The 22541-nt window shown below is 62.3% G+C and carries 17 protein-coding genes and 1 pseudogene; 7 read left to right on the plus strand and 11 right to left on the minus strand.

The features are described 5' to 3' along the window. The first annotated feature begins 335 nt into the window (after positions 1 to 335). From ACOYYX_RS33015 to ACOYYX_RS33025, 3 genes are all read left to right on the plus strand, one after another. Entirely contained in the window at positions 336 to 1274 is a 939-nt protein-coding gene (locus ACOYYX_RS33015) for an alpha/beta hydrolase fold domain-containing protein (protein WP_422926917.1), read from the plus strand. 197 nt (positions 1275 to 1471) lie between these two features. Next, complete coding sequence (locus tag ACOYYX_RS33020) at positions 1472 to 2755, plus strand: M24 family metallopeptidase (RefSeq protein ID WP_422926918.1); 1284 nt, start codon at positions 1472 to 1474, stop codon at positions 2753 to 2755. Between the two features lie 187 nt (positions 2756 to 2942). Next, a complete protein-coding gene (locus ACOYYX_RS33025; RefSeq protein WP_422926919.1) occupies positions 2943 to 3761 on the plus strand; it encodes a site-2 protease family protein in 819 nt (272 codons plus the stop codon). Positions 3762 to 3977: 216 nt separating this feature from the next. Here the strand turns inward: ACOYYX_RS33025 and ACOYYX_RS33030 are convergent, their stop codons facing one another. From ACOYYX_RS33030 to ACOYYX_RS33040, 3 genes are all read right to left on the minus strand, one after another. Further along, the gene (locus ACOYYX_RS33030; protein ID WP_422926920.1) at positions 3978 to 4598 is read right to left on the minus strand and encodes a 3-keto-disaccharide hydrolase; all 621 of its coding nucleotides are present in this window, start codon (positions 4596 to 4598) and stop codon (positions 3978 to 3980) included. Between the two features lie 188 nt (positions 4599 to 4786). Beyond that, positions 4787 to 5986 carry a hypothetical protein gene (locus ACOYYX_RS33035; protein WP_422926921.1) on the minus strand — a complete coding sequence of 400 codons (1200 nt, stop codon included), beginning with the start codon at positions 5984 to 5986 and terminating at the stop codon, positions 4787 to 4789. 91 nt (positions 5987 to 6077) lie between these two features. Continuing rightward, a complete protein-coding gene (locus ACOYYX_RS33040; RefSeq protein WP_422931698.1) occupies positions 6078 to 6905 on the minus strand; it encodes a TIGR00730 family Rossman fold protein in 828 nt (275 codons plus the stop codon). 449 nt (positions 6906 to 7354) lie between these two features. Between ACOYYX_RS33040 and hemE the strand changes: the two genes are divergently transcribed. Further along, a complete protein-coding gene (hemE, locus tag ACOYYX_RS33045; protein ID WP_422926922.1) occupies positions 7355 to 8434 on the plus strand; it encodes a uroporphyrinogen decarboxylase in 1080 nt (359 codons plus the stop codon). Here hemE and ACOYYX_RS33050 read toward each other — a convergent pair. Continuing rightward, a complete protein-coding gene (locus ACOYYX_RS33050) occupies positions 8404 to 8874 on the minus strand; it encodes a thiol-disulfide oxidoreductase DCC family protein (RefSeq protein ID WP_422926923.1) in 471 nt (156 codons plus the stop codon). The genes hemE and ACOYYX_RS33050 overlap by 31 nt on opposite strands. Positions 8875 to 8931: 57 nt before the next feature. Next, a complete protein-coding gene (locus ACOYYX_RS33055) occupies positions 8932 to 9339 on the minus strand; it encodes a hypothetical protein (RefSeq protein ID WP_422926924.1) in 408 nt (135 codons plus the stop codon). A gap of 224 nt (positions 9340 to 9563) precedes the next feature. Here ACOYYX_RS33055 and ACOYYX_RS33060 point away from each other — a divergent pair, with 224 nt between their 5' ends. Beyond that, the gene (locus ACOYYX_RS33060) at positions 9564 to 10202 is read left to right on the plus strand and encodes a sigma-70 family RNA polymerase sigma factor (protein ID WP_422926925.1); all 639 of its coding nucleotides are present in this window, start codon (positions 9564 to 9566) and stop codon (positions 10200 to 10202) included. Beyond that, complete coding sequence (locus ACOYYX_RS33065) at positions 10199 to 11908, plus strand: serine/threonine-protein kinase (protein ID WP_422926926.1); 1710 nt, start codon at positions 10199 to 10201, stop codon at positions 11906 to 11908. Before ACOYYX_RS33060 ends, ACOYYX_RS33065 begins: the two co-directional genes overlap by 4 nt. A 26-nt stretch (positions 11909 to 11934) precedes the next feature. Here the strand turns inward: ACOYYX_RS33065 and ACOYYX_RS33070 are convergent, their stop codons facing one another. The 5 genes and pseudogenes from ACOYYX_RS33070 to ACOYYX_RS33090 form a co-directional block, all read right to left on the minus strand. Continuing rightward, a complete protein-coding gene (locus ACOYYX_RS33070; RefSeq protein ID WP_422926927.1) occupies positions 11935 to 13053 on the minus strand; it encodes an efflux RND transporter periplasmic adaptor subunit in 1119 nt (372 codons plus the stop codon). Between the two features lie 661 nt (positions 13054 to 13714). Continuing rightward, positions 13715 to 15436, minus strand: coding sequence for an efflux RND transporter periplasmic adaptor subunit (locus tag ACOYYX_RS33075; protein ID WP_422931699.1), 1722 nt, complete (start codon positions 15434 to 15436; stop codon positions 13715 to 13717). A 12-nt stretch (positions 15437 to 15448) separates the two neighbouring features. After that, positions 15449 to 16156: pseudogene (locus tag ACOYYX_RS33080) on the minus strand (RNA polymerase sigma factor); the annotation flags it as partial. Positions 16157 to 16363: 207 nt separating this feature from the next. Next, positions 16364 to 17296, minus strand: a complete 933-nt coding sequence (locus ACOYYX_RS33085; protein ID WP_422926928.1) for a class I SAM-dependent methyltransferase — start codon at positions 17294 to 17296, stop codon at positions 16364 to 16366. Positions 17297 to 17874: 578 nt separating this feature from the next. Then, positions 17875 to 18450, minus strand: a complete 576-nt coding sequence (locus tag ACOYYX_RS33090; RefSeq protein ID WP_422926929.1) for a flavin reductase family protein — start codon at positions 18448 to 18450, stop codon at positions 17875 to 17877. Positions 18451 to 18813: 363 nt separating this feature from the next. Between ACOYYX_RS33090 and ACOYYX_RS33095 the strand changes: the two genes are divergently transcribed. Beyond that, positions 18814 to 20376: a B12-binding domain-containing radical SAM protein gene (locus tag ACOYYX_RS33095; protein ID WP_422926930.1), complete on the plus strand. Its 1563-nt coding sequence runs from the start codon at positions 18814 to 18816 to the stop codon at positions 20374 to 20376. A 111-nt stretch (positions 20377 to 20487) separates the two neighbouring features. On the opposite strand, the gene ACOYYX_RS33100 is transcribed toward ACOYYX_RS33095, so the two are convergent. Beyond that, positions 20488 to 22317, minus strand: a complete 1830-nt coding sequence (locus ACOYYX_RS33100) for a UbiD family decarboxylase (protein ID WP_422926931.1) — start codon at positions 22315 to 22317, stop codon at positions 20488 to 20490. Between the last annotated feature and the right edge of the window lie 224 nt (positions 22318 to 22541).

Below are 22541 nucleotides of genomic sequence, written 5' to 3' on the forward strand. Positions count from 1 at the left end.
CCGAAATCTTTCATGTTCGACTGATTCAACTGGCGAGATGAACCCAACAAGAAACTGTCGAGCAAATAGCGGACCAAATTGCTATTGCATCGCAAATCGTACGATTGCTAGAGCATGCTCGCTCGCCGAATCGGCAGATCTGAAGCGACCGTCAGGGTCGACACTTTCACTGGACCGATCCCGAATTTGGCGCCTGTCCCAATCCTCCCGGAGCCCGTACGATCTCATGGACATCCCTTGGGCGAATGGCCGCCCAGACTGCACCGCTCGGGAGTGACCTCGGAATGACTGGGGATCGGCCTGACAGGATCTCGAGAATCCTACATTCGAGCACGATGCTCATCCGTTGCTGTGCCTGGCTCGGGCTGATCGGGGCGACCGGGTTGTTGGTCCGCGGCGAGGCTCGCCGGGCCGAACCTCCGAAGGGGGTCCAGGTCCAGCGCGACCTCGTCTATCGGGTCGTCCAGGGCAAACGTCTTCGCCTCGACCTCTACTCTCCGGAGGGGACTGCCCCGTCCCGGGGTTGGCCGTTGATCGTGGCGATCCACGGCGGTGGCTGGCGAGGCGGCAGTAAGGTCGACCTGGAAGGGATGTCCAGCCGGTTCGCCCAGAGCGGCTTCGTCGTCGCGTCCGTCGACTACCGACTCTCGCGCCCTTCCTATTCGAGCTGGCCCGACAATCTCGATGACGTCCGTGAGTCCGTACGTTGGCTCAGGCGTCATGCAGGCGAGTACAAAATCGACCCCGGGCGAGTCGTGGCCTTCGGATCCTCGGCCGGCGGACACCTGGCGCTCCACCTGGGGACGAACTCCGAAACAGGCCAGGCGAACCGAACCGGCTCCCTCGAAGATTCGAGCGAGGTCCAAGCGGTGGTCGACCTCTACGGCCCTGCCGACCTCGAGCTGCTCTACCGACACAGCCCCCTCGGCTCGATCCCCGTCGTCATGCTGATGGGCAACCCCCCAAAAACGCAGGCGGAAACCAGGCGCTACGAAGACGCCTCACCCATCAGTCACGTCACGAGTCGATCGGCCCCGACGCTCCTGATCCACGGCCGAAGAGATTTCCTCGTCCCGCTGGAGCAGTCGGAGACACTCGCCCACAAGTTCAGCTCAAACGGCGTGGCACATCGTTTGCTCGTGATAGACAGTGCACGACATGGTTTTCATCTGAACCTCACGCACCGCGACCTCTTTCCCGAGGTTGTGAGCTTTTTGCACAACGTTCTGTCGCCACCACGCACTATTAAGGACCTGGCGGCCTCGACGCATTAACGCCTGCGGCGAACGTGGTTCGGTCCATCGCATCGGAAATCGATCCAACTCGTGGCCAGCAATTTGGTTGAACACCGTATTGCATTTCCGGGCCCGACTTGAAACGATATCCTTAATCCTATCTGAAAGTCGCCCGTGGACCTGGGCCGGAGGCTCGCCACGGGAGTCTGCCTGGCTTGAAAATGGGAGGCGATCTCGTGGCATCCGGTTCCCAATCGGGCGGGATGGCGTCCCTGTACGCTGAGTCGTACGATACGACTCAGAATGGCGACGCAACTCAGTTTGATCGCGTCGCGCACACGGCCGACGACCGCCCCAACACGGACACACTCCCGGCGCTGGCCGACCCCACGGCCGATCACGCCGACGAGGAACTCGCACGTCGACGGGAAGACATCGAGGAGAAGCACCGCAGGATCTGCGGCTTCCTCGACACCACGGGCAATGACGCGATCGTCCTCGGCCGGGCCGACTCGATCGCTTGGTTCACCTCGGGCGGCGACCTGGGGCAGGACCTCGGTTTCGAGCTCGGGTCGATCCTGCTCTATGTCAACCGCGGCAGCCGCGCGGTCATCACGGATAACGTCCAGAGCGCCCGCGTCTTCGAGGAAGAGCTCGCCGGGCTGGGCTTCCAGCTCAAGGAACGCCCCTGGTTCGACGACCCCGACCGAATCATCGCCGAGTTGAGCCACAACAAGCGAGTCGTGACCGACCTGGCGGGGGGAGCCTCGCCCTGGCCCAAGGCTGGCGACATGCTCAAAGCCCTTCGCCTTCCCCTGACCAGGCTGGAACGGCAGCGATATCGGGAGCTCGGTCGGACCCTGGCCCTCGCGGTCGAGGCGACCTGCCGCAACTTCCACCAGGGGGAGAAGGAAGCGGACCTGGCAGGGCACCTCGCACATCGCTTGCTTCGCGAAGGGGTCGTGCCCGTCGACCTGCGGGTCGCCTGCGACGACCGCCTGGCACGTTACCGCCAGCCGACCTTCAAGGCCGCGGCCATCGAACGACAGGTGACGATCACCGCCACGGGTCGACGCCATGGCCTCTGCGCCTCGCTCTCCAGGACGGTATCGTTCGGGCCTGCCGATGAGGAGCTGAAGAAGTGCCACGGCCTCGCGGCCATGGTGGATGCGACCTGCATCTACTTCTCCAGGCCCCAGGAGACCGTTTCAGAGGTGATCCGCAAGGCGCGCCGGATCTACGAGAAGTTCGATCGGCCTCACGAATGGACGCTCGACTACCTCGGTTTCCTGACCGGCTACGCCCCCCGAGAGGCCCTGCTGCTGCCCGATAGCTCACTGGCCTTGAATCACGGGACCCCGCTCTGCTGGAGCCCGAGCGTCGGTGCCGCGCGGTCGTGCGACACGGTCGTGGTCGACTCGCGAGGTTACGAGAATGTCACGGCGGCCCAGCAATGGCCGCAGATCGACGTCGCGGTGAAAGGATTCGTCATCCCGCGCCCGGGTATCCTGGAACGCTGAAGTCTGAAGCCGACTCCGCCCCCATCAACTGAAACGCAAACGATTTCCAAGCTCGAATCTCTCGCGAAACCGCCCGATCCCTCCGGGCAGAATGAGTTGCGCGCCGAGTTCCGAACTTTCCTGGGCGAAAGTGCGAACTACAATAGGATCGAGGGGCCCTGCCCTTTGAGAAAGGATCATCTCCCCTATGCGCACCTCCTGGAAGTTGGGACAGTTCGCGGGTATTGACTGTTACGTGCACCCGACGCTGTTCCTGGTCCTCGCTTATGTTCTCGCGTTTAATGGCGGCATCCTGAGCATGGCGCTCGTCGGTGCCGCCTTCGGTTGCGTGCTCCTCCACGAGCTCGGCCACTCGTTGATGGCGAGGCGTTTCGGGATCGAGACGGAGGACATCACGCTCTATCCAATCGGCGGCATCGCCCGACTTCGTCGGTTGCCGAAAGCTCCCGGCGTGGAACTGGCCATCGCGGTGGCTGGGCCGGCCGTGAACGTGGCGATCGCCGTCGTCCTGGGCCTGTTCCTCTTCGCGACGCCGCTCCTCGACGGCTCGGAATTGCTGCGAGTCTTCGCGCTCAACCTGATGGTGGTGAACGGCTTGCTCGCCGCCTTCAACATGATTCCTGCGTTCCCGATGGACGGCGGCCGCGTGTTGCGTGCGGTCCTGAGCGGCTGGTTCGGCCGGCAACGGGCGACCTCCATCGCAGCGAATCTCGGCCGGCTCCTGGCGGTTCTGTATGGAACCTACAACCTCGTCCTCTTCCTGACGGGCTCCAGCGACAGCAGCTTGATGCAAATCCTCCTCGCGACGTTCATCTACTTCGCGGCGGGGAATGAGCTGCGCAGCGTCGAGGCCGAGGAGCGAGGCGGTCGCGGGCAAGGAGGCGGTGGCGAGTTGAACACCCCTCCGGGTTTCCGCTGGGTCAGCCGAGGCAATGGCCTCTGGCAACTTGCCCCAATCATCGTCGAGTCGGGGCCGGGACGTCGTCCCTCGTCGCCATGGCGCTAATACCGATCGTGGAGTTGGGGGTCTCTGAGGCCTACCAACTCCTTGTACAACGTTTCGGGATTCTCGACCTCCCTCCTCTCGACGCGATCGAGAATGAGGATTGGGGTCGAGATTTCCTTTTGAGTCACTTCCAGGCAATCCCGGCCGAGGAACTCGCCGAGGTCGGGCTCTGCTGGGATGAAGGTGCCGACGCTCCGGAACGCTGAGAGCCGATGCTCACTGGGTCGCGGGCAGTTCCTTGAGCTTGAGGTTCCGCCACTCAAATTGCCCGTTCTCCCCCTGGAGGCCAAGGAATCCATCCTTGAGCGTGATGGCTTCCGTCACGGTGATGAGTTTCCCATTCAGCACCACCTCGGCCCGCTTGCCGACAACCTTCAGGACAATTGTCTGCCACTCTCCGACGCCCTTCATCGAGCCTTTCAGCACGTCGGCCTTGCGGTCGAAAGTCGGTGGCGGTGTTCCGTGGCCGAGGATCATGAGGTTGTTGTCGCCGTCCGCGACTTGAAGCTGATAGCCGCGAGCCGGCCAGAAGGTATCCTGCGTCCCGCTTTCCTGGCTCGCACGGAAGAAGATCCCGCTGTCGGAACCCTTCTGAATGGCGCGATATTCCGCCTCGAATTCGAAATCGGCGTAGGGCTTGCCCCATCGTAGCCAGCCGACGCCGCCGTCGCCGAAGATGGCGCCGTCGCGCACCGAGAAGCGGTCGGTATGCTCGGCCGACCAGCCGTTCAGGGTCTTTCCATCGAAGAGACTCGTGAACATGGCGTCCCTGCCCACATCCGCTCCCATGATGATGAGAGCTGCGACGGCAGCGAGTCCCCCGATCCGACGTGTCATCGATCGATCCTCTCAGCATTTGGTCGAGCGGCAGAGATCTTGATCTGAGGCGTGAGGTTGTCCGGGGGCGAGGTCCGGCACATAGAGCTTAGCGATCATCCTTGCGCCCCGCCACCGCCTTTTTCCGGGGATGTCGGCGCGCACGAAGGATGTCGGTCAGGACGAGGCGGGGCGAGTTGAAAACGCGATCATCCCTGGCCGTTATTCGGCCCGGATTGGAGCTGCGAGGCGAGATACTGGACGAGGTTCCCGTGCTCCTGCGCGATCTTGGCGAGCTTGCCCGGCTGGCCGGCCCGCTGGCAGAGCGCGGCGAGCCCCGGGCAGATGAGCGCCGATTCGGGCAGGTCGGCGAGGTAGGTCGAGGCGACCTCGATGGCCTCATCCAGTCGATTCATTCGGGCGAGCAATCCTACGAGGACCTGGGCCGGGAGGATGGAATCACGATCCTCCTGATCGGGCGGAGCGAGCTTGGAACGGAAGTGGGCGACTCCCTGCTCGACCTCCTGCCCCAGGAGGCAGCGCAGGTAGACGCCGTGATCCTCGTACGTGTCCTCGAACGGCGGCTCCCCTTCGTACTTGAACCGCTCGGAGAGCTGGCGGCCGTAGTCGGTCAGTTCGAGGGCCAGAGCGATCGTACTCAGATCCGTCAGCAAGGGGGATACTCGGACGGTCGCGGCCAGGTGTGAGACGTCAATGTGGTAAGCGTCTTCCTGGAAGAGCCAATCCCTCCCACGGATGAGCTCGGCGATCGGGACGGCGTGGGCAGACAGCGGCTGACCTCGCTGGGCAATCTCCGCCCGAAGGTTCGAGACGAGGTGCGTGTGCAGTTGCCGCACCAGGCGATCGGCGCAGGCGGTCCTGACGGCCTCGTCCTGCGGCAAGTGTTCGAATGCGGTGATCGCCGAGCAGGTGCCGTAGTGCTCGAGGATCAGCTCGAACCCCTTGCGCGGGTTCGCCCCCTGGTTGAAGGCGACTTCGACGAGGCCGTTGAGCCGCTCGTCCCCCTCTTCGGCCACATAGGCGTCGATGGCCTTGGCGATGAGTTCCGGCTCGCCGATGGCGCGAAGGTAAGGCCAGGCTCCGGCGATGTCGCCATCGGCGAGGAGCCGACCGCCCACCGTCCGGATCGCGTCGACGTACTTCTCCTCGTACTTCGACCGCAGCGGCTCCGCGACGTCGTTGAGCGGCCCTGCATGGAGCAAGGGTAGCCCAAGCTCGTGCCTGGCCCTGAGCAGCAGGGCGTCGAGCAGGGCACGCGCGTCCCCCCGCTCCGTGAGGAGCGTGATCAACTGGTTGAGCGCGAACGCGGCCCCCTCCTTGCGCATCGCCTGGTCGAGAGCGAGAAACGACTCGGCGTCCTTGGTGGTCTCGGCTGGGGCGTCGAGCATCTCTCGAACTCCTGAGCGGGGGGGTCGGCGGTGGGGCGAGGGTCGGGGCGACTCCGAGAGGCTCTCGCGTACGACCCGGGTCTCGGACGGCTTACTGGGCGTCCGCCTTGTCGGGGTCGAGGGCCGTCGCGGGTGCCCCCGGGGGGTCGGCGTCCACCTTGGCACCCTCGGACTTCTTCCAGGTGGTCCAGCACCGAGTATTGTAACAATCCACGATCACGTCGCGAGCCTCGTCGATCGAATCCGTGACGACCAGGAGGTTCAAATCCTCGGGGGAGATCACCTTCTCCTCGAGGAGCGTCTCCTTGATCCAGCCCAGCAGGCCTCCCCAGTATTTCGAGCCATAGAGCACGATCGGGAAGCGGTTGATCTTGCCGGTCTGGACCAGAGTCAGGGCTTCAAACAACTCATCCAGCGTACCGAACCCGCCCGGAAAGATCACGAAGCCGTTCGCATATTTCACGAACATCGTCTTCCGCACGAAGAAGTAGCGGAAGTTGATCGAGAGGTCGGCGTATGGGTTCGGAGCCTGCTCGAACGGGAGCTCGATGTTCAGCCCGATCGAGAGCCCTCCGGCCTCGCGTGCCCCGAGATTCGCGGCCTCCATCAAGCCGGGGCCGCCCCCCGTGATCACCGCGAAGCCCGCCTGGGCGAGTTTGCCGCCCAATTCACGGGCTTCCGCATAATACGGATGATCGGGCTTTATCCGCGCCGAGCCGAACACGGCGACCCCCGCGCCCACTTCCGCCAGGGCATTGATCCCGTGGACGAACTCCCCCTGGATGCGGAGGATTCGCCAGGCTTCAGTGTGGGTGAACGCCCCGAGCTCAGTATCCCTGGATTGTGGGAGGACCGGGAGTGGGCGATTCAGCAGCTCTTCATCTTCGGTCCGCCGATTCGGCAGTCGCGATCGCGACATCTTCGCGGCGAACGTGTTTCGACGCGGGGCGTCATTTCCCCCGTTGGGAATCCCCTTGTCGGAGGGCAGACGGCCCCCATCCTCATCAAATCGATCCATCGTTTTTCCTGATGTCTTGTGCCCAGCCAGGGGCCCGTCGAGTCGAAATGCCCCCGGCGCAATGGTCGGGCTATCAGCCTGTTAGATTCCGGATGACTCGCAGGCGTCGAGGGTTCGTCGGACCCGAAGGCAGAAGCGAATGGCGGGTCCGACGCAGGCTCCAGAAAATCGTACTCGACGTCATCCATTACTACGTACACTATTCATTGTACGCCCAGTGGTTGTCAGGGCTACCCGCACTCTGATACGAAGGAGTGGGTCATTTGTTCCCCGCCGCCCCGCGTCGGCTGTCGCGTCATGGCCGCCGCCCTGGGTTTGAACCGGCCGAGTTTTTCGAGATCGAATCCCTCATGCCAAGCGTCCCGCCCCCAGCCTTGCCCGAATCCCTGCGAGAGTCGATCTTCCTCAAGGCATGCCGGGGCGAACCGACCCCCGTCACGCCCGTTTGGCTCATGAGGCAGGCAGGGCGGTACATGTCCGAATACCGCGACCTCCGCAGCAAGGTCTCATTCCTGCAACTTTGCAAGGACCCGGCTCTGGCCACGGAGGTCACGGTCCACGCCGCCGAGAAACTCGGCGTCGACGCGGCGATCCTCTTCGCCGACATCCTGCTCATCCTCGAGCCGATGGGGCTGCACCTCGAGTTTTCGAAGGGGGAAGGCCCCGTCATCCACAACCCCGTGCGTGAGACCAGCGACGTCGATCGCATCCAGCGGTTCGACGCGATGGATCCGCTCGACTACGTGGCGAAGGCCGTGAGCAGCATACGCGCGGCGCTTCGCCCCGACACCCCGCTGATCGGCTTCGCGGGTGCCCCATTCACGCTCGCCTGCTACGCGATCGAGGGGAGCGGATCGCGGCACTACGAGAAGGCCAAGTCGTTCATGTATCGGGATCCGGGGGCCTGGAACGCCCTGATGGAGAAGCTCGTCGACGGGACGGCCGTTTACCTGAATGCTCAGGCCGACGCGGGCGCCCAGGCGCTCCAGCTCTTCGATAGCTGGGTCGGCAACCTGAGCCCTCACGACTATAGCCGGTTCGTTCAGCCCCACATGCGGCGGCTCATCGGAAAGCTCGCACCGGGCGTCCCCGTCATCCACTTCGGCACCGACACCGGCTCACTCCTCGAACTCCAGAGCGACGCCGGCGGCGACGTCATCGGCCTCGACTGGCGGGTCGAGCTCAATGCGGCCCGCGAGCGGCTGGGTCCCTCCGTGGCGGTGCAGGGGAACCTCGACCCCATCGTCCTCTTCGCCCCCCTGCCCGAGATCGAGCAGCAGACGAAGCGGATCCTCGACCAGGCCGCGGGCCGACCGGGGCACATCTTCAACCTCGGGCACGGGATCCTGCCGAACACCCCCGTCGACCACGTGATTGCCCTGGTTGACATGGTCCACTCCTACAAGCCGTCGGATTCCGCCGGAGTCTGAGGCGCTCTCGCCGAGAATTCGGTCCTGGAGCAGGTCGGGACGAAGACCTGTCGGAGACTCGCGACCAACTCCGCCTCACTCTCGAGGCGGAGCCAGCGCGACACCCTTCCCCGATTCCTCGATAAGAATGCGATCGCCTGTCGAGCGAACGGAGCAAGGTGGGGCTGCGCCAACCGCATCCCCCACTCGCGATACTCCTGGAGCGCGAACAGGCACATGATCCAGGCGGCGTCCGACCGATAGACCCCTCCCTCGTCGCTGACGACGACCAGTTCGTCCACAGGCTCCTGCCGCGGTAGCTGCGGGAAGAGCCTGCCCGCCCACTCCGAACCCGCGGGGACAAAGACGAGTTCCAGGTAGGCCGGCTGCCGACTCAGCCAGTTCCTGGCCCAAGTGCAGAGGCCGCATTCCGAGTCGTAAAGGATGAAGAGTCGACGCATCGCAAGCTCTCCTCGTCACATCTCGGGCAGGGTCGGTATTTTCAACTTCACAGCCCCTCAAACTCCGAAGTCACGCGCCGGCCCGATGAATTGCTGAGGGACGACGGGCGGCTTCGAATTTCGCAGGAGGGCCCGTCGCCGCATTTTCGTGAAGATATAGAGATTCACGAAATGCATGAGGCCGAGGACGAGCAACACGATTCCGATCTTCGTGCTGAGGACCTCGATCGCGCCCGGCAGGTCGACAGGCTTCTCGCCGTACCTGAGCGCCAGGGTGACGTATCCGAGGTTGATCAGATAGAAACCCACGACCAGGAGCTGATTGACCGAATCGGCCAGGCGCTCGTTCTCCAGGAACGAGTCGATCAGGAAGACCCGGCCATTCGTCGACAGGACTTTCGCTACCCAGACGGTGAGGGTGATGCTGATCACGAGATAGGCGACGTAAGAACCAACGATAAACATGGTCCACCCCTCTTCCTCTTTGAGTCGAATCCCTTGGCATAATGGGAGGATCGTGAGATCCCGCCAGCCCGCATCCGCCACCGACTCCACTAACCGTGCAGCCTCGCGAGCCTTAACCGACGCCTTGGAAAAATCGGGGATGGTCGCGAGATGGATCGGCCGCCGACTCACCAGGTATATTGGTCCTCAGTGGCCGACCCTCTCCCTGGCGAGACCCTGCCCCGATGTGGCCGAACGCGGATGAGACGCTCACGCTCCTGAAACACGTCGAGTCGGAGGGGGCCCCCGCGGCGGAACGTCTCTGGGAACGGCATCGGGAGCCCTTGCGTCGGCTCATCGGCGCACGCCTCGACCCGATGCTGGCCCGCCGGCTCGACGCCAGTGACGTGGTGCAGGAGGTCTTGCTCAAGGCCAACCTACGACTCTCGGACTACCTCCGAAAGCCGGCCATGCCCTTCCAACTCTGGCTGCGTCAGATCGCTCACGACCACGTCATCGATGAGCACCGCCGACATCGCGTGGCGGCCCGGCGCAGCCTCGATCGCGAGCGGTCGCTCACGCTCGCCGCCTATGCCGATCGCTCCTCAATCGAGTTGGCCGCGCAACTGCACGACCCCAACCTGACCCCGGCCGCGACGGCTCTTCGCCACGAACTCGAGCGTCGCTTTCACGACGCCCTCGAACAGCTCGACGAGCCCGATCGCGAGGTCCTGCTCATGCGTCACTTCGAGCAAATCCCCAACGGCGAAGTCGCCCGGCTCCTGGGATTGAGCGAGGCCGCGGCGGGCATGCGGCACCTCCGAGCCCTGCGAAAGCTCCGTCAAATCCTGGGCGAGAACGCCTCCGGAGTCCTCAGGCCATGACCGTCCCCGAAGGATGGGAAGGCGTTGAGGAGCCATCGGCCGAGGACCTCAGGCTCTCGCAGATCCTCCAGGACCTCACGACCCGGCTCCACGCCGGCGAGGCCCCCGACCTCGATACGATCGTCGCACGATACCCCGACCTCGGCGACGAGATCCGCGACCTCTGGGCCGCCACGCTCATCGCCGAGGAAGTGGCCCGCCCCTGGCAGACGGAGATGAGTCGCGAGTTGAGCAGGCCCGAGGATCCCGCGTCCAGGCTCGAGAACCCTCCGGAATTCCAGGGCCAGATCTTCGGCGACCACGTACTGATCGATGAGTTGGGTCGTGGCGGCATGGGGATCGTCTACCGGGCTCGGCACTCGGAAAATGGCCGAGTCGTGGCCCTGAAGCGCCTGCTCCGCGGCGAATTCTCTTCCCCCAAAGACATCGCCCGCTTCCGAGCCGAGGCCGACGCAGCGGCGAGGCTGGTCCACCCCCACATCGTCCCCCTGCACTACCAGGGGGAGCATGAAGGACTGCCCTACTTCGTAATGTCCTACGTCGAGGGCACGACCCTCGCCAAACGCCTGGCGGAAGGACCGACGAGCCCGACCGAGGCCGCCCGTCTCCTCTTGCAGGTCTGCGGGGCGATCGAGCACGCCCACGGCCAGGGGGTCATGCACAGAGACCTCAAACCCTCGAACATCCTGATCGACCGCCAGGGACAGCCCTACGTCTCGGACTTCGGCCTGGCCAAGGTCTCCAACAACCACGCCAGCCTCACCGAGAGCGGCGCGATCGTGGGGACGCCGAGCTACCTCTCCCCCGAGCAGGCTACCGTAGGCCGAGGAAACGTCGGGCCGGCGAGCGACGTCTACAGCCTCGGTGCCATCCTCTATCAAATGCTCACGGGCCGACCCCCGTTCCTCGCCGCGACCCCATTCGACACGATCCTGCTCGTGCTGGAGCAGGATCCGGTCCCTCCTCGCCTGCTCAATCCCAAGGTCCCGCTCGACCTGGAGATGATCGCGCTCCGTTGTCTCCAGAAGTCCCCCGAGCTTCGCTACGAGTCGGCCGAGGCACTCAAGGCCGACCTCGAAGCTTTCCTCTCAGGCGAGCGCGTCTCGGCCCGGTCGGCGAGCCTCCGAGCCATCGCGTCGAGGCTCCTGAGCGAGACGCATCATGCGCCTGTACTCGAGAACTGGGGCTTGCTCTGGATCTGCCACAGCGTCGCCTTGCTCGTCTTCTTCGGCGTTACGAACTCATTATCCTTTCGGGGCATCACGTCGCGCTGGCCCTATGTGCTGATCTTCACGGTGGGCCTGGGTGCCTGGGCGGCGACCTTCTGGGCGATGCGTCGGCGGCTCGGCCCAATCACGTTCGTCGAGCGTCAGCTTGCCCACGTCTGGGGAGCCGGGGTCGTCGGAATCAACTTGATCTTCCTCGTCGAGTGGCTGCTGGGACTGCCGGTCCTGACACTCTCGCCGATGGTCGCCGTCTGCAACGGCATGCTCTTCATGATCAAGGGGGGCATACTGTCGGGAGCCTATTACGCCCAGGCCCTCGTCACGTTCCTCGCCGTCTTCCCGATGGCCCTCTACCCGCGATTCGCCCCCATCATCTTCGGCGTCGTGGGGGCGTTCTGCTTCCTGAGCACGGGCATCAAGTACCACCTGCGCCACATCAGGGCCCGGCGACTCCTCGAGCGAGCAAGCCCGGAGGCCTGACTCGCCCGGAGAATTCCGCCGGCTTTTCAGTGAGCGTCGGCAGGCTTCGATGGTGCGGCTGGGTTTTCCTGACGCTTCGCCGCGTTCCAGGGTTCGGCCGGGTCCAGCACCACCTGATCTCCGGCCGAGAGGCCCTTCGTCACCTCGACGATCTGGTCAACTCTCGATCCGACCGTAACCTCCCGGAACTCGATGGCCCCATCCTGCCGTTTGACGGCAACCTGCTGCTTACCATCGTCAGCCAGGATGGCCGTGGCGGGCACAGTCAGCGCCTGATCGAGTTGCTTGATGAGGATCTCGACTTCCGCCGTCATCTCCGGCATCAACTTCACCGCGGGCTTGTCGATGTCGATCAGGGCAAGATAATGCCTCGCCGCGCCGGGGAGTGCATTCGCGGAGAGTTTGATGGGACGCACCGAGACGGTAGCCACCGTTCCCGCGAAGAATTGCCCGGGATACGCATCGACCGCGAATCGTGCCTTCTGCCCCTTGCCGACCTGGAGGAAGACCGACTCGGGAAGGGCGACCTGGATCTGCAAGGCATCGCGCTCGTCGTAAATGTGAAAGAGCGGCTGATTCTCGGCGACCAAGCCATGCCCGCCGGCCGCCGACTCCGCTGGCGGTTCGAAACCTGCCTCGTAGTACACAATTCCGTCGCGATAAGCCTGGACTTTGCAGAGTTCGACCTGCTTTTGCAGGTCTTTACTCCTGGATTCTTCCTGTTCTTGCTCGAGCTGACACATCAATTCCTTGGACCGATGCCTCTCCACCTCTGCCTGACGCGACTTGCGATTCTGTTCCCGATCGAACTTTTCGAGGACGGTCTGTTTCGTCTTCGCGAGGTCGATCGCAAGGCCTTGCGACTGGACCGTCCCTTGAAGGTCCTCGACGCGTTCATCGATATTCAATGCCGTGAAAAAATCGACGGGAGTGAGCCAGCGGTCCCCTTTTGCAACCAAATCCTGGATCCGCTTCTGAGTCCTCTTGCTCCTCGCGAGCCGCTCCTCGGCTCTCTTCTTCCCGGCCTGGGCGACAAGTAGCTCGCCCTGATTCTTGGTGACCTCCTGGGGATAGATACCCTCCTCATACTCCTTCACGGCGATCTCCGCGATCTCTCGCTCCAGCTTGGCATTCAGGTAGGCCATCTTGGCTCTTTCCGAGGCCATTACAGATGCAAACACCTTTTCCTTGAGGTCATGGCTGGAGAACTCGATGACCACGTCGCCCTTCTTGACTCGTGTGCCTTCAGGAACTGACGAAAGCACTTGCATCGCGCCGAGCCGATTCCGGAAGACCTCAATCGATCCGGGCTCGATGGAGCCTCGTTCGACGACTGTAACCTTCAACGGTCCAGGCTTCAGGGTCATGGTGGGGCGTTCGGCTTTATCCTTGAGGAGTAACCGCGTCTCACCTCCTGCACCATCGTCGGCCCGGGTCTCATGGAACGCCATCAGGCACGTTATTCCCAACGCAGTCGCCCCACTGGCGATCGCAATCGCCGCGAGCTTGCTCAAGCGATGTCGCATCATGGATCGGAGAGCTCCACAAAGTGAGTCGAGGCATCGGGCGATGGTCTTGATTTCGGAGCGATCGAGTATAGCAATCTTTCAACGCAAAAAATCCAGGAGCATAAGAAATGCTCCTGGATCGCAGGAAATTATGCGGATCATGCATCGGCCACTCGGTTTGCCTTACTCAGGCCGGCTCACTTCTCTGAAACGCACTCTTGCCACAATGGGCTTGATGCCCGAACGCTTCCGGGAATCTGCAATCTGATCTTTATGCCGAACCTGATGATGCCATTCGTCAACGCCTGCGGGCCGGCCTCCTCGGTTTGCCGAGCCTTTCCTTGCGTTCGGCCTCGCTGAGCAACTCCAGCGGCGTGACGATGACCTCCTCGCCGCTGGAGATCCCCTTCCTCACCTCGACGACTTCGCCATTCGTGGCGCCGAGGGTCACCTCGCGCCACTCGATGTCTCCCCCCGACTTTTTGATCGCGATTTGATCCTTGTTGTCGAGGTGCAACACGGCCGAGACGGGAACTGCGAGCGTCCTGTCGATCTCCTTGATGATGATCTCCACCCCCGCCGTCATCCCCGGCCGAAGCGCCGTCTCGACTTTATCGAGGTCGATCATCGTCGTGTAAAACTTGATCGGCCCAGGCGGACGATTCATCGCATCCTTGATCGGGCGAGGCGCAATCGAGGCGACCGTCCCGGAGAATCGCTGCCCCGGGAAGGCATCCACGGTGATCAGGACCTTCTGCCCCTTGGCGACCTGATCCACGATCGCTTCCCGGACCGTGGCGTTCACGCGCATCGGTTCCTGATCATTGAATACCCGGAACATCGGCTGGTTCGGTTGAACGCTGATAATCGAGCCATCCTCCACGGCTTCGTCTGGGTCGAAGCCGTAGTCGTAAACGAGGATCCCATCGATATCCGTCTTGACGTGGCAAGCCTCTACTCCTCGGTAGAGTTTCTGCAACGGCTCCTGCGCGGATTCATAATCTCGCACTCTCTCATGTTCTATCTTTTGCTTTATTTGAAACTGCATTTCCAGGGCTTTCAGGCGGCTACTCTTCTCAAAATCAAGAAAGATCTGATGAGCCAACCTTGCCTCTGCGATGGCAAGATCCGCCCGCTTGATCGCGAGTTTCTCACGTTGGATACGGTCCACGATGTCAAGCTCGGCGTTGATGGCAGCTACATCCATCGCACGGTCATTGTTTGCCTGGAGGCCTTGAACTCGCCCTTGGATCTTTTGAATCCGGGTCAGCGAATATTCATGTTCTTCCTTTTCCGACTCAGCGAGTTTGATGGCGTTGAGAGACTTGGCCTCAGCCTTGGGAAGGTTCACATTCTTGTCTTCCTCATACTCGCCCTTCGCCAATTCGGCTTGGAGTTCGGCTTCTTCGAAGGCGAGTTTCGCTGCTGATACGGGTTTACGAAGCGACTCGACCCTACTCAAGTAGGGTTCAGGATCGAGTTCCAAAACGACCTGCCCTGCGGTCACTCTCTTCCCGTAGGGCAAGGCCGACACAACCCTGGACGCAATGGTGGGATTCTTTACCGTGAGCGACCTGGACGCCTCGAGATTACCACGCTCAACCGCGGACACTTTGAGTGGACCAGGCTTGATGGTCGTCGATTGGAGTTCAGCTAGCGGCTTGGGCGCATCTCCTGGCTGACTGCTCCCTTTGTCTTCGCCAAAGGCGACCTGCTTGTGGGCGAGGATTGTCGCTCCGGTTGCGCTCGCTCCGACGACAAGGAGTAGCGTCGCGAGTTTGGACCAACGCATGAGCATCATGGATCGATAAACTCCCTGGGCCAAGGTCGTCGCGGCGCCCTGACCGATTGATTTCGAGGTGAGGGCCTGGTCGACGAGTCGGCGCGTGGATTCGAGCAAGGCGTGGGGAATCGCCTGAGCCATCGACGCCGGAGCGATCAAGCCGGCATCCGGGCGATAGCCGCGTTTGAGGAGTTGCTTCCGGAGCGAATCCTTGCCCCGTGAGATCCGGCTCTTCACCGTCCCGACCGGCCAGCCGAGGTGTCGGGCTGCCTGCTCATGCGTGCGGCCCTCAAGATCACAGAGCACGATCGGGGCCCGGAGCCGCTCGGGGAGTCGGGCGAGTTCCTCCTGCAGGATGCCCTCGAAGTCGTCCGCTGATTCGAGAACGTGAGCCTCTAACCGAGTCGCCGCCCGGCGTTCGAGTCGCCCCCGACGTGCGGCATTGGCCCTCGCGCAGAGTGCCGTCCGATAGGCAACCTGATGCAGCCAGGGGCCGAGGGAATCCTTGACGCAGAGCGATCGTGCCTTCCTGAGCAGGATCAGGAAGGTCGCCTGGAAGACATCCTGAATGTCGTGCTCGTTGCGGAGGATCCCTCGGCAAATGCGCACAACCATCGGCCCATGCCGCTCCAGCAAGACCGTGAAGGCTAGCTCCGCATGTTCCCCCTGCCGCAACGCAAACCATTCCAGCAGTTGGCCATCAGTCCAGCCTCCGAGTGCCCCTTCGTTGAAGAGGAGTTCCAGCCGTGGGAGTAACCTCCCCCTCTTGCCGAGCGTCGCCATGTGAGCACTCCACCGCCCTGCTCGTTGCTGCAATGTAGGTAATGTGACGACGAAGGCCCTTGGTTCCCGGGGCGTAGAGAAAATCGCGATTCGCGACATGGATCGATCCAGGCTTGGCGTCGCAGGAAACTTGGCGCGTCTACCCCCGACAAGAAATGATGGGCGAGATATCATGATCTGCGCAGTATCGGCCTGCACTTCGTGGCGTGCAAGGATCGCGTCGAGCCGTGACTTCGATCCCGAGTAGATAGAGGAGGGAATGTACGAAACCAGGAGTTTGATGTGGGCAGAAATGAACGAAGCCCGCCGCTTCCGGAGAAGCGGCGGGCTTGGGTTGATCCGATCGCTGCGCGGCTCGAAAGCCCGCTCAGAACTCCCGGCTCAGACCGCGAGTTCGTCGAGGAAGTCGTAGCGTGAGAAGAAATTCTTGGGGTCGTCCTTCTCGAGCTTGGGGATCGGGAGGGCCCGCGCGGTGATCAGGTAGCGACCGTACTCGCTCTTGCTGTTACGAGGGGTCTTCCCGCAGTGGCGCTCGTCGTATTCCTTCTCGATCTCGAAGTACGAACATTGAACCCACTCGCGGAGGCACCCGATCGAGGGGATCCACCAGTTCGAGGCGCTACGGGCGTAGTCCTCGTTGTAGTAGAACTCGCCGTACGACTTCTCGGACCGGACCACTTCCCCTTCGACAAGGATCTGGCCGCCGACCTTCATCACCTGCCGCAGGCGAGCCAGGGCCAGGAGGGGATCCTTGATGTGATAGAAGACGCCCATGTAGAGGACGACGTCGAAGTCGTTCTTGCCGAGCGTGTGAACATCGTAGACCGAGACGTTCGTCTTGTACTGGGCCTTCGAGTTGAAGATCGAGTGGGCCAGGCGATAGTTGGAGACATCGCCGTCGCGCTGGGAGATGAGGTCGGTCGAGTAGATCTCTCTCGCCCCGCGCTTCTCGGCCTCGTACGACCAGAGGCCGTCCCAGCAACCGATGTCGAGGACGGACTTGTTCGTGAAGTCGACATCCTTGAAGGCGTGGTACTGGTGGCTCACCTGGGCATCAACCGGCCCTGGTGTGGCCTGGCCGCCGCCGAAGTCGATCGTGTGGAACCACTCGCGCGTCTTGGCCTGCTCGATGAGCGACTGGCGCGTGAGATGCTCTTCCAGCATGTGCGCGGGCCAGGCGCCTTCGAAGACGGGCCAGGGGGTGGCATCGGCACTATCGGATTCGTCGTGGATCTGCAGATGCTCGTGCGGGACGGAGGTGGAAGCGGGGACGGGGTCGCTCGCTCGCCTCGAAAACCGTTTCAGAAGGCTCATCCTTGACTCCTTGAACGTGAGCAAAGCACTCCGAGAGCCTCGGCTCAACCGACAGCGCACCCAAAGCCGCGGAACAGTACGCGAAGCCCCGGAATCCGTCAACATTTCTTTACCGAGACTTGACATTCACGTTCGCACGGCCTGGTATCAAAGTCGGCCGACGCCTGTACCCGTCATCACTCGGTCTTTCTTGTTGCCACAATTGGAGCACCCGGGCGTATTCCGAGCCGCATGGAGAGTCTTCTATATGAGCCCGACTCGGCCCGACGAAGCATCGTGTCACGTTGAACCTGGAGTGCCTCCTTCGAGGTCACTGGTCTCGAACCGTCCCGACATAAGCGAGGCCAAATCGACCTCTCCTTGCCCACACCAACTAGGCATAACCAACCAAATAACAATAATGAATGAATACATTTATTTTAATCATGAAATTGTGCACCTCAATCTCCTAACAATACGACATGGTGCCACTCCAATCAAAAAAAGCTCCAAAAACGATCTCACATCCAAACATAAATAAAAACATTCATTATTTTATCAAATATTTTCTTCAAATAACCAATCTCTATCAGATTATTTTATTCTTTAAGTTGCAGGTCTCGCCATGCCCGAATCGCGGCCGCGTCGATCGCGCCGTCTCGCTTCATTTGAGCCGTCAACTCGGCTCGTTGCTCGTCGTTGGCCAGACTCAAAATCTGGTGAACCCGTAGGGGGGCCCTGCCCTCCACTCGCCCTGCGTCGACGATCTCCGCCAGGTAGAGGCTCCGATCGCCGGTATCGAGTTGCGTCTCGACCCGGCATTCGAGCCAGGCGGGGACGCCCTCCAGGATCGGGCAACGGTTGGCCGTCATCCGATAGGGCACGTCTTCGAGCTTGTCGACGTCGCGCCCCGATTGAATCCCGAACCGCCAGGCCCACTCGACCTGATCCTCGCCTAACAAGTGAAGACCGAAGACCCGACTCTCTTCGATCAAGGCCCATGTGTGGTGGTGTTTCGCAACACCGACGATCACCCTGGGGAGTTCGGCGGGGAGCGACGCCTGGCAGACGAACGTGGCAACCATACCTCCCCGCCGCGAGGCTCCCTCGGCGGTGATGACCCACAACTCGCGATCGAGCTCGCGGAAGACTTGAGATGCGACGGACGAAGACATGAAACGTTCTCCACACCGATTGATGATACGAGAATACAAAAACGCGTCGAACTCACCCCACAAAGCCGACGCACTCTCCCTGCACGACTCAGGCGTCAAAACCCCTTCGAATCCAAGGTATGCTTGAAATCCCCCGGCTTGCGCCCTGCACAGGGCCCCGCGATTGATACTTGACCTTATCAGTCATGACGCTGGGTCAGAACTCGTTCGGATTCTGCCGAAAATGCCGCGATTGGCTAGCTTGTGGATCCTTCCGGCCGATGCTATCCTCAGTTCCCCATCTATCCTCGGGTTCACCAACCCAAGTGCGCATCGGGTCCTTCCCCGCTGATAGTCCCGGACCAGGCTGAGGCTCTAAATTCGATGGCAAGAATCTGCCTGATCAATCCGAAGTTCCCGACCTCCTTCTGGGGGCTCAACCATGGGCTGCCGCTCCTGGGCAAGAAGGCGAACATGCCCGTGCTGGCCCTGCCGGTCCTGGCCGGGCTGACGCCCGCCGAGCATGAAGTCGTGCTCATCGACGAAAACGTGCAGGACATCGACTTCGAGGCGCTCCGCTCCTTCGATATCGTGGGCCTGACCGGGATGACGGTCCAGCGCGACCGGATGCGAGACATCCTACTCGAGCTCCAGGCCCGCGACATCTTCGTGGTGATCGGAGGCCCCTGGATCACCGTCGCCGAGAACTGGTATGACGGCCTGGTCGACGTCATCTTCATCGGGGAGGCCGAGGAGACCTGGCCCAAGTTTCTCGAGGACTGGAAGAAGGGGGAGTGGCAGTACCGATACGAGCAGTCCGAGAAGTCGGACATGACCAAGATCCCCCTACCCCGCTACGACCTCGTCCCCTTCCGCGAATACGCGATGGGATGCATCCAGACCTCGCGCGGGTGCCCCTTCCAGTGCGAGTTCTGCGACATCATCGTGATCTTCGGCCGACGGCCTCGACTCAAAACGCCGGACCAGGTCATCGCCGAGATCGAAGCCCAGCACAAGCTCGGGGCTCACGTTATCTTCCTGGTCGACGACAACTTCATCGGCAACAAGAAGGCGGCCAAGGTCCTCCTCCGCGAAATCGTGGCCTGGCAGCATGCCCACGGGTATCCCATCGCCTTCTTCACCGAGGCCTCGCTCGACCTCGCCGAGGACGCTGAGTTGATGCAACTCATGGCCGACGCCGGGATGGTCGCCGTCTTCATCGGGATCGAGAGCCCGGATGAGGAAGCCCTGCGCGAGACCAAGAAATTCCAGAACGTCCGCGGCAGTCTGGTCGAGCGCGTTCATAGGGTCCAGGAGTTCGGACTCGAGGTCTACGCCGGGATGATCGTCGGCTTCGACCAGGACGACGAGACGATTTTCGATCGCCAGTTCGAGTTCCTCACCCGCACCCGGATCATCGGCGCGATGGCGGGGATGCTTTCCGCCATCCCCAAGACCCCGCTCTATGAACGGCTCGAGGCCGAGGGTCGGCTCGACAATGCCGCGGCCGACGACCCGAATATCGCCACCAACATCATCCCCCTCAACATGAGCCGGGAGGCGATGCGCGACGGCTGGCTCGACCTTATGGACCGTCTCTACGACGCCGAGAACTACTTCGAGCGCTTCGACGAGCTCTTCATCAAAGGGAGGCTCGCCCTCGGGTCGGCGAAGATGGAGTGGCTGAGAAAGAACCGGCCGATCCTCTATCTCAAGAACCAGTTCCTCACGATCGCCGCCGGCCTCTACATGCTCGCCCGCGTCTGGACCGACCCTCGCACGAAGCCCTACCGCAACGTTTACGCGAAGTATCTTCGCAAGCTCGTCGCCTCCCGGCGCCCGCCGCGTTACCTCTTCCAGTTCGCCTGGAAGTGCATCCTCCACACCCACTTCGCCACCATGACCCGCAAGATGGTCCGCGGCGAATCTCGCCTCGTGAACACCTGAGAGGGTCGGCGGCTCACAATCTTCGTTGAAGTTGCAAACGCGGGCGTCCGGCCCACAACCGGACGCCCGCGTTGATTCACTGACGGATTAGCGCGTGGCGAGCCACTTCCCCTAAATGATCCCGGCGAGCGGACCTCCCGCGACCCCGAGCGAATCGACGCGTCGTTCGACCTCTGGGTCGTCGATCAGCGGGGGCGCGTGCTGCGGCTTGATGCGGGCGTCGATCACGAGCGGACCTCGACAGCCCCAGTGCTTGTGCTCGACGAAGGCGTCGATACCGTCGATGTCGTGGGCGGGGTTAGATCGGGTGAATGTTACCCAGAGGAAGTTGCCCACGGACCTCGCCGCGAATTCGCTGTCGTCGACGATGACGATGAGCGGGAAGTCACGGATTGGATTCGAGGATCCCACCTCAAGGCAGAACTTCGGCACCACCTCGGCACCCCTGTCATAGCGCGGCCCCTTCACGGCGAGGATGCCAGGGAGCACAACTCGAGGCTCCGAGAAACCGCCGGGCAAATTCAAGTCCGCGGGAAACGAAGTCGGCAATTCCCTGCGTTTCGGACCCGCGGCTGCCATCACGACCTTCGACCCGGCGTTGAAGCCATGGCCTGAGTAGTCGAGCGTGTCCATGGTGGTCCTGGTCTGGAAGTGCAAGTCGTGCGACCAGTCAACTCGCTCGAGGACGTGGCGCAAGAAAGCAGGGATGTCGTGTATGTCGAGATCCGGGTTGTCCTCCCCCGCCACGATGAGGAGGTATTTCGCCAGCGACATCTGCCCCTGACCGAGGATCGCGTTAGCGCTGGTGAGAATCTCCTGCGGGCGACGTACCTCGGCGTAGGGAACGTAACGCTCGCTCGCAATCGCGAGTAGCAACGGATGGACCCCCGCCGCATCGACCGCGTGGACGGCCTTCACCCCGGGCAGGACCGTGGGGATGATCGGGCCAGTAAGTTCGTGAATCAGCTCGCCGAACGAGGTGTCCTCCTGGGGAGGTCGACCGACCGAGGTGAATGGCCAGATGGCGTCTTCCCGGTGATAGACCCGATCGACGCGGAGAACCGGGAAGTCGTGGGTGAGACTGTAGTAGCCGAGGTGGTCGCCGAAAGGCCCCTCCGGTTTTCGAACGTTCGGGTCGATCGTCCCCGCGATCACGAAATCGGCCTCGGCGGGCATTGGAAGCAGCCCATCTGGCGAGACCATCCGGACGCGACGGCCGCCGAGTGCCCCCGCAAAGCTGAGTTCGGGAAGCCCTTCGGGCAACGGCATCACGGCGGCGACGGTCATCGCGGGCGGGCCACCGACGAAGATACTGACTCGAAGAGGCTCGCCCCGGCGAATCGCAGCCGCGTGGTGGACGCCGATGCCTCGGTGGATCTGGTAATGGATCCCGACCTCGCGATTCGGTTCGTAGGCGTTCCCCGAGAGTTGCACCCGATACATGCCCAGGTTCGACTTCGCCAGGCCCGGCCTATCCGGATCCTCGGAGTACACCTGCGGCAAGGTGATGAAGGCACCGCCGTCGTCGGGCCAGGATTTGAGTTGGGGAAGCCGATCGACCTGCGTCGTGCGAGCCAGGATCGGTCCACTCTTCACGGTCTTCGGCAAGAGGTTGAGGGCCGAGAAAGGAACCCCGCGATAGCGCCAAGGGTTCTTCAACGCGGCCGGGGGGCGGACCTTCAACTCGACCAGCCGACGGACAGGATCCAAAGTGTCGCGGAAGATGAAGTGGGTCCGCTCCATGGTCCCGAAGAGGTTCCCGAGCATCGGGAACGAGGTCCCCTTGACCCGCTTGAAGAAGAGGGCCGGCCCCCCTGCCTCGAAGACCCGGCGCTGGATCGCGGCGACCTCGAGGTTCGGGTCGACTTCCTGCTCGATGTCGATCAGCTTCCCATTCTTGCGGAGGTCCTTGACGCATTCGGCCAACGATCGGTAGCCCATGGTCGGAGTCGGTATCCCCTGGGAATTCTCGGTCACTCGAACCGAGGATGGAACTTCGTCGGTCGCTTCCAGACTAGGAAGTCGAGCGGTCGTCGCCAAGTCGAGGTCGCTGGTTCCCGCCGCCTCGGCGTAGGCGAGTGGACAACCCACCCCCTCCCGCGTGTACAATCGGGCCTGGAAATCATCCTGATCCTGTGCCGGACCAACGGCGGATCTCGGTGTCC

It is taken from the genome of Singulisphaera chitinilytica, from assembly GCF_049331405.1.
GTDB lineage: Bacteria > Planctomycetota > Planctomycetia > Isosphaerales > Isosphaeraceae > PoT.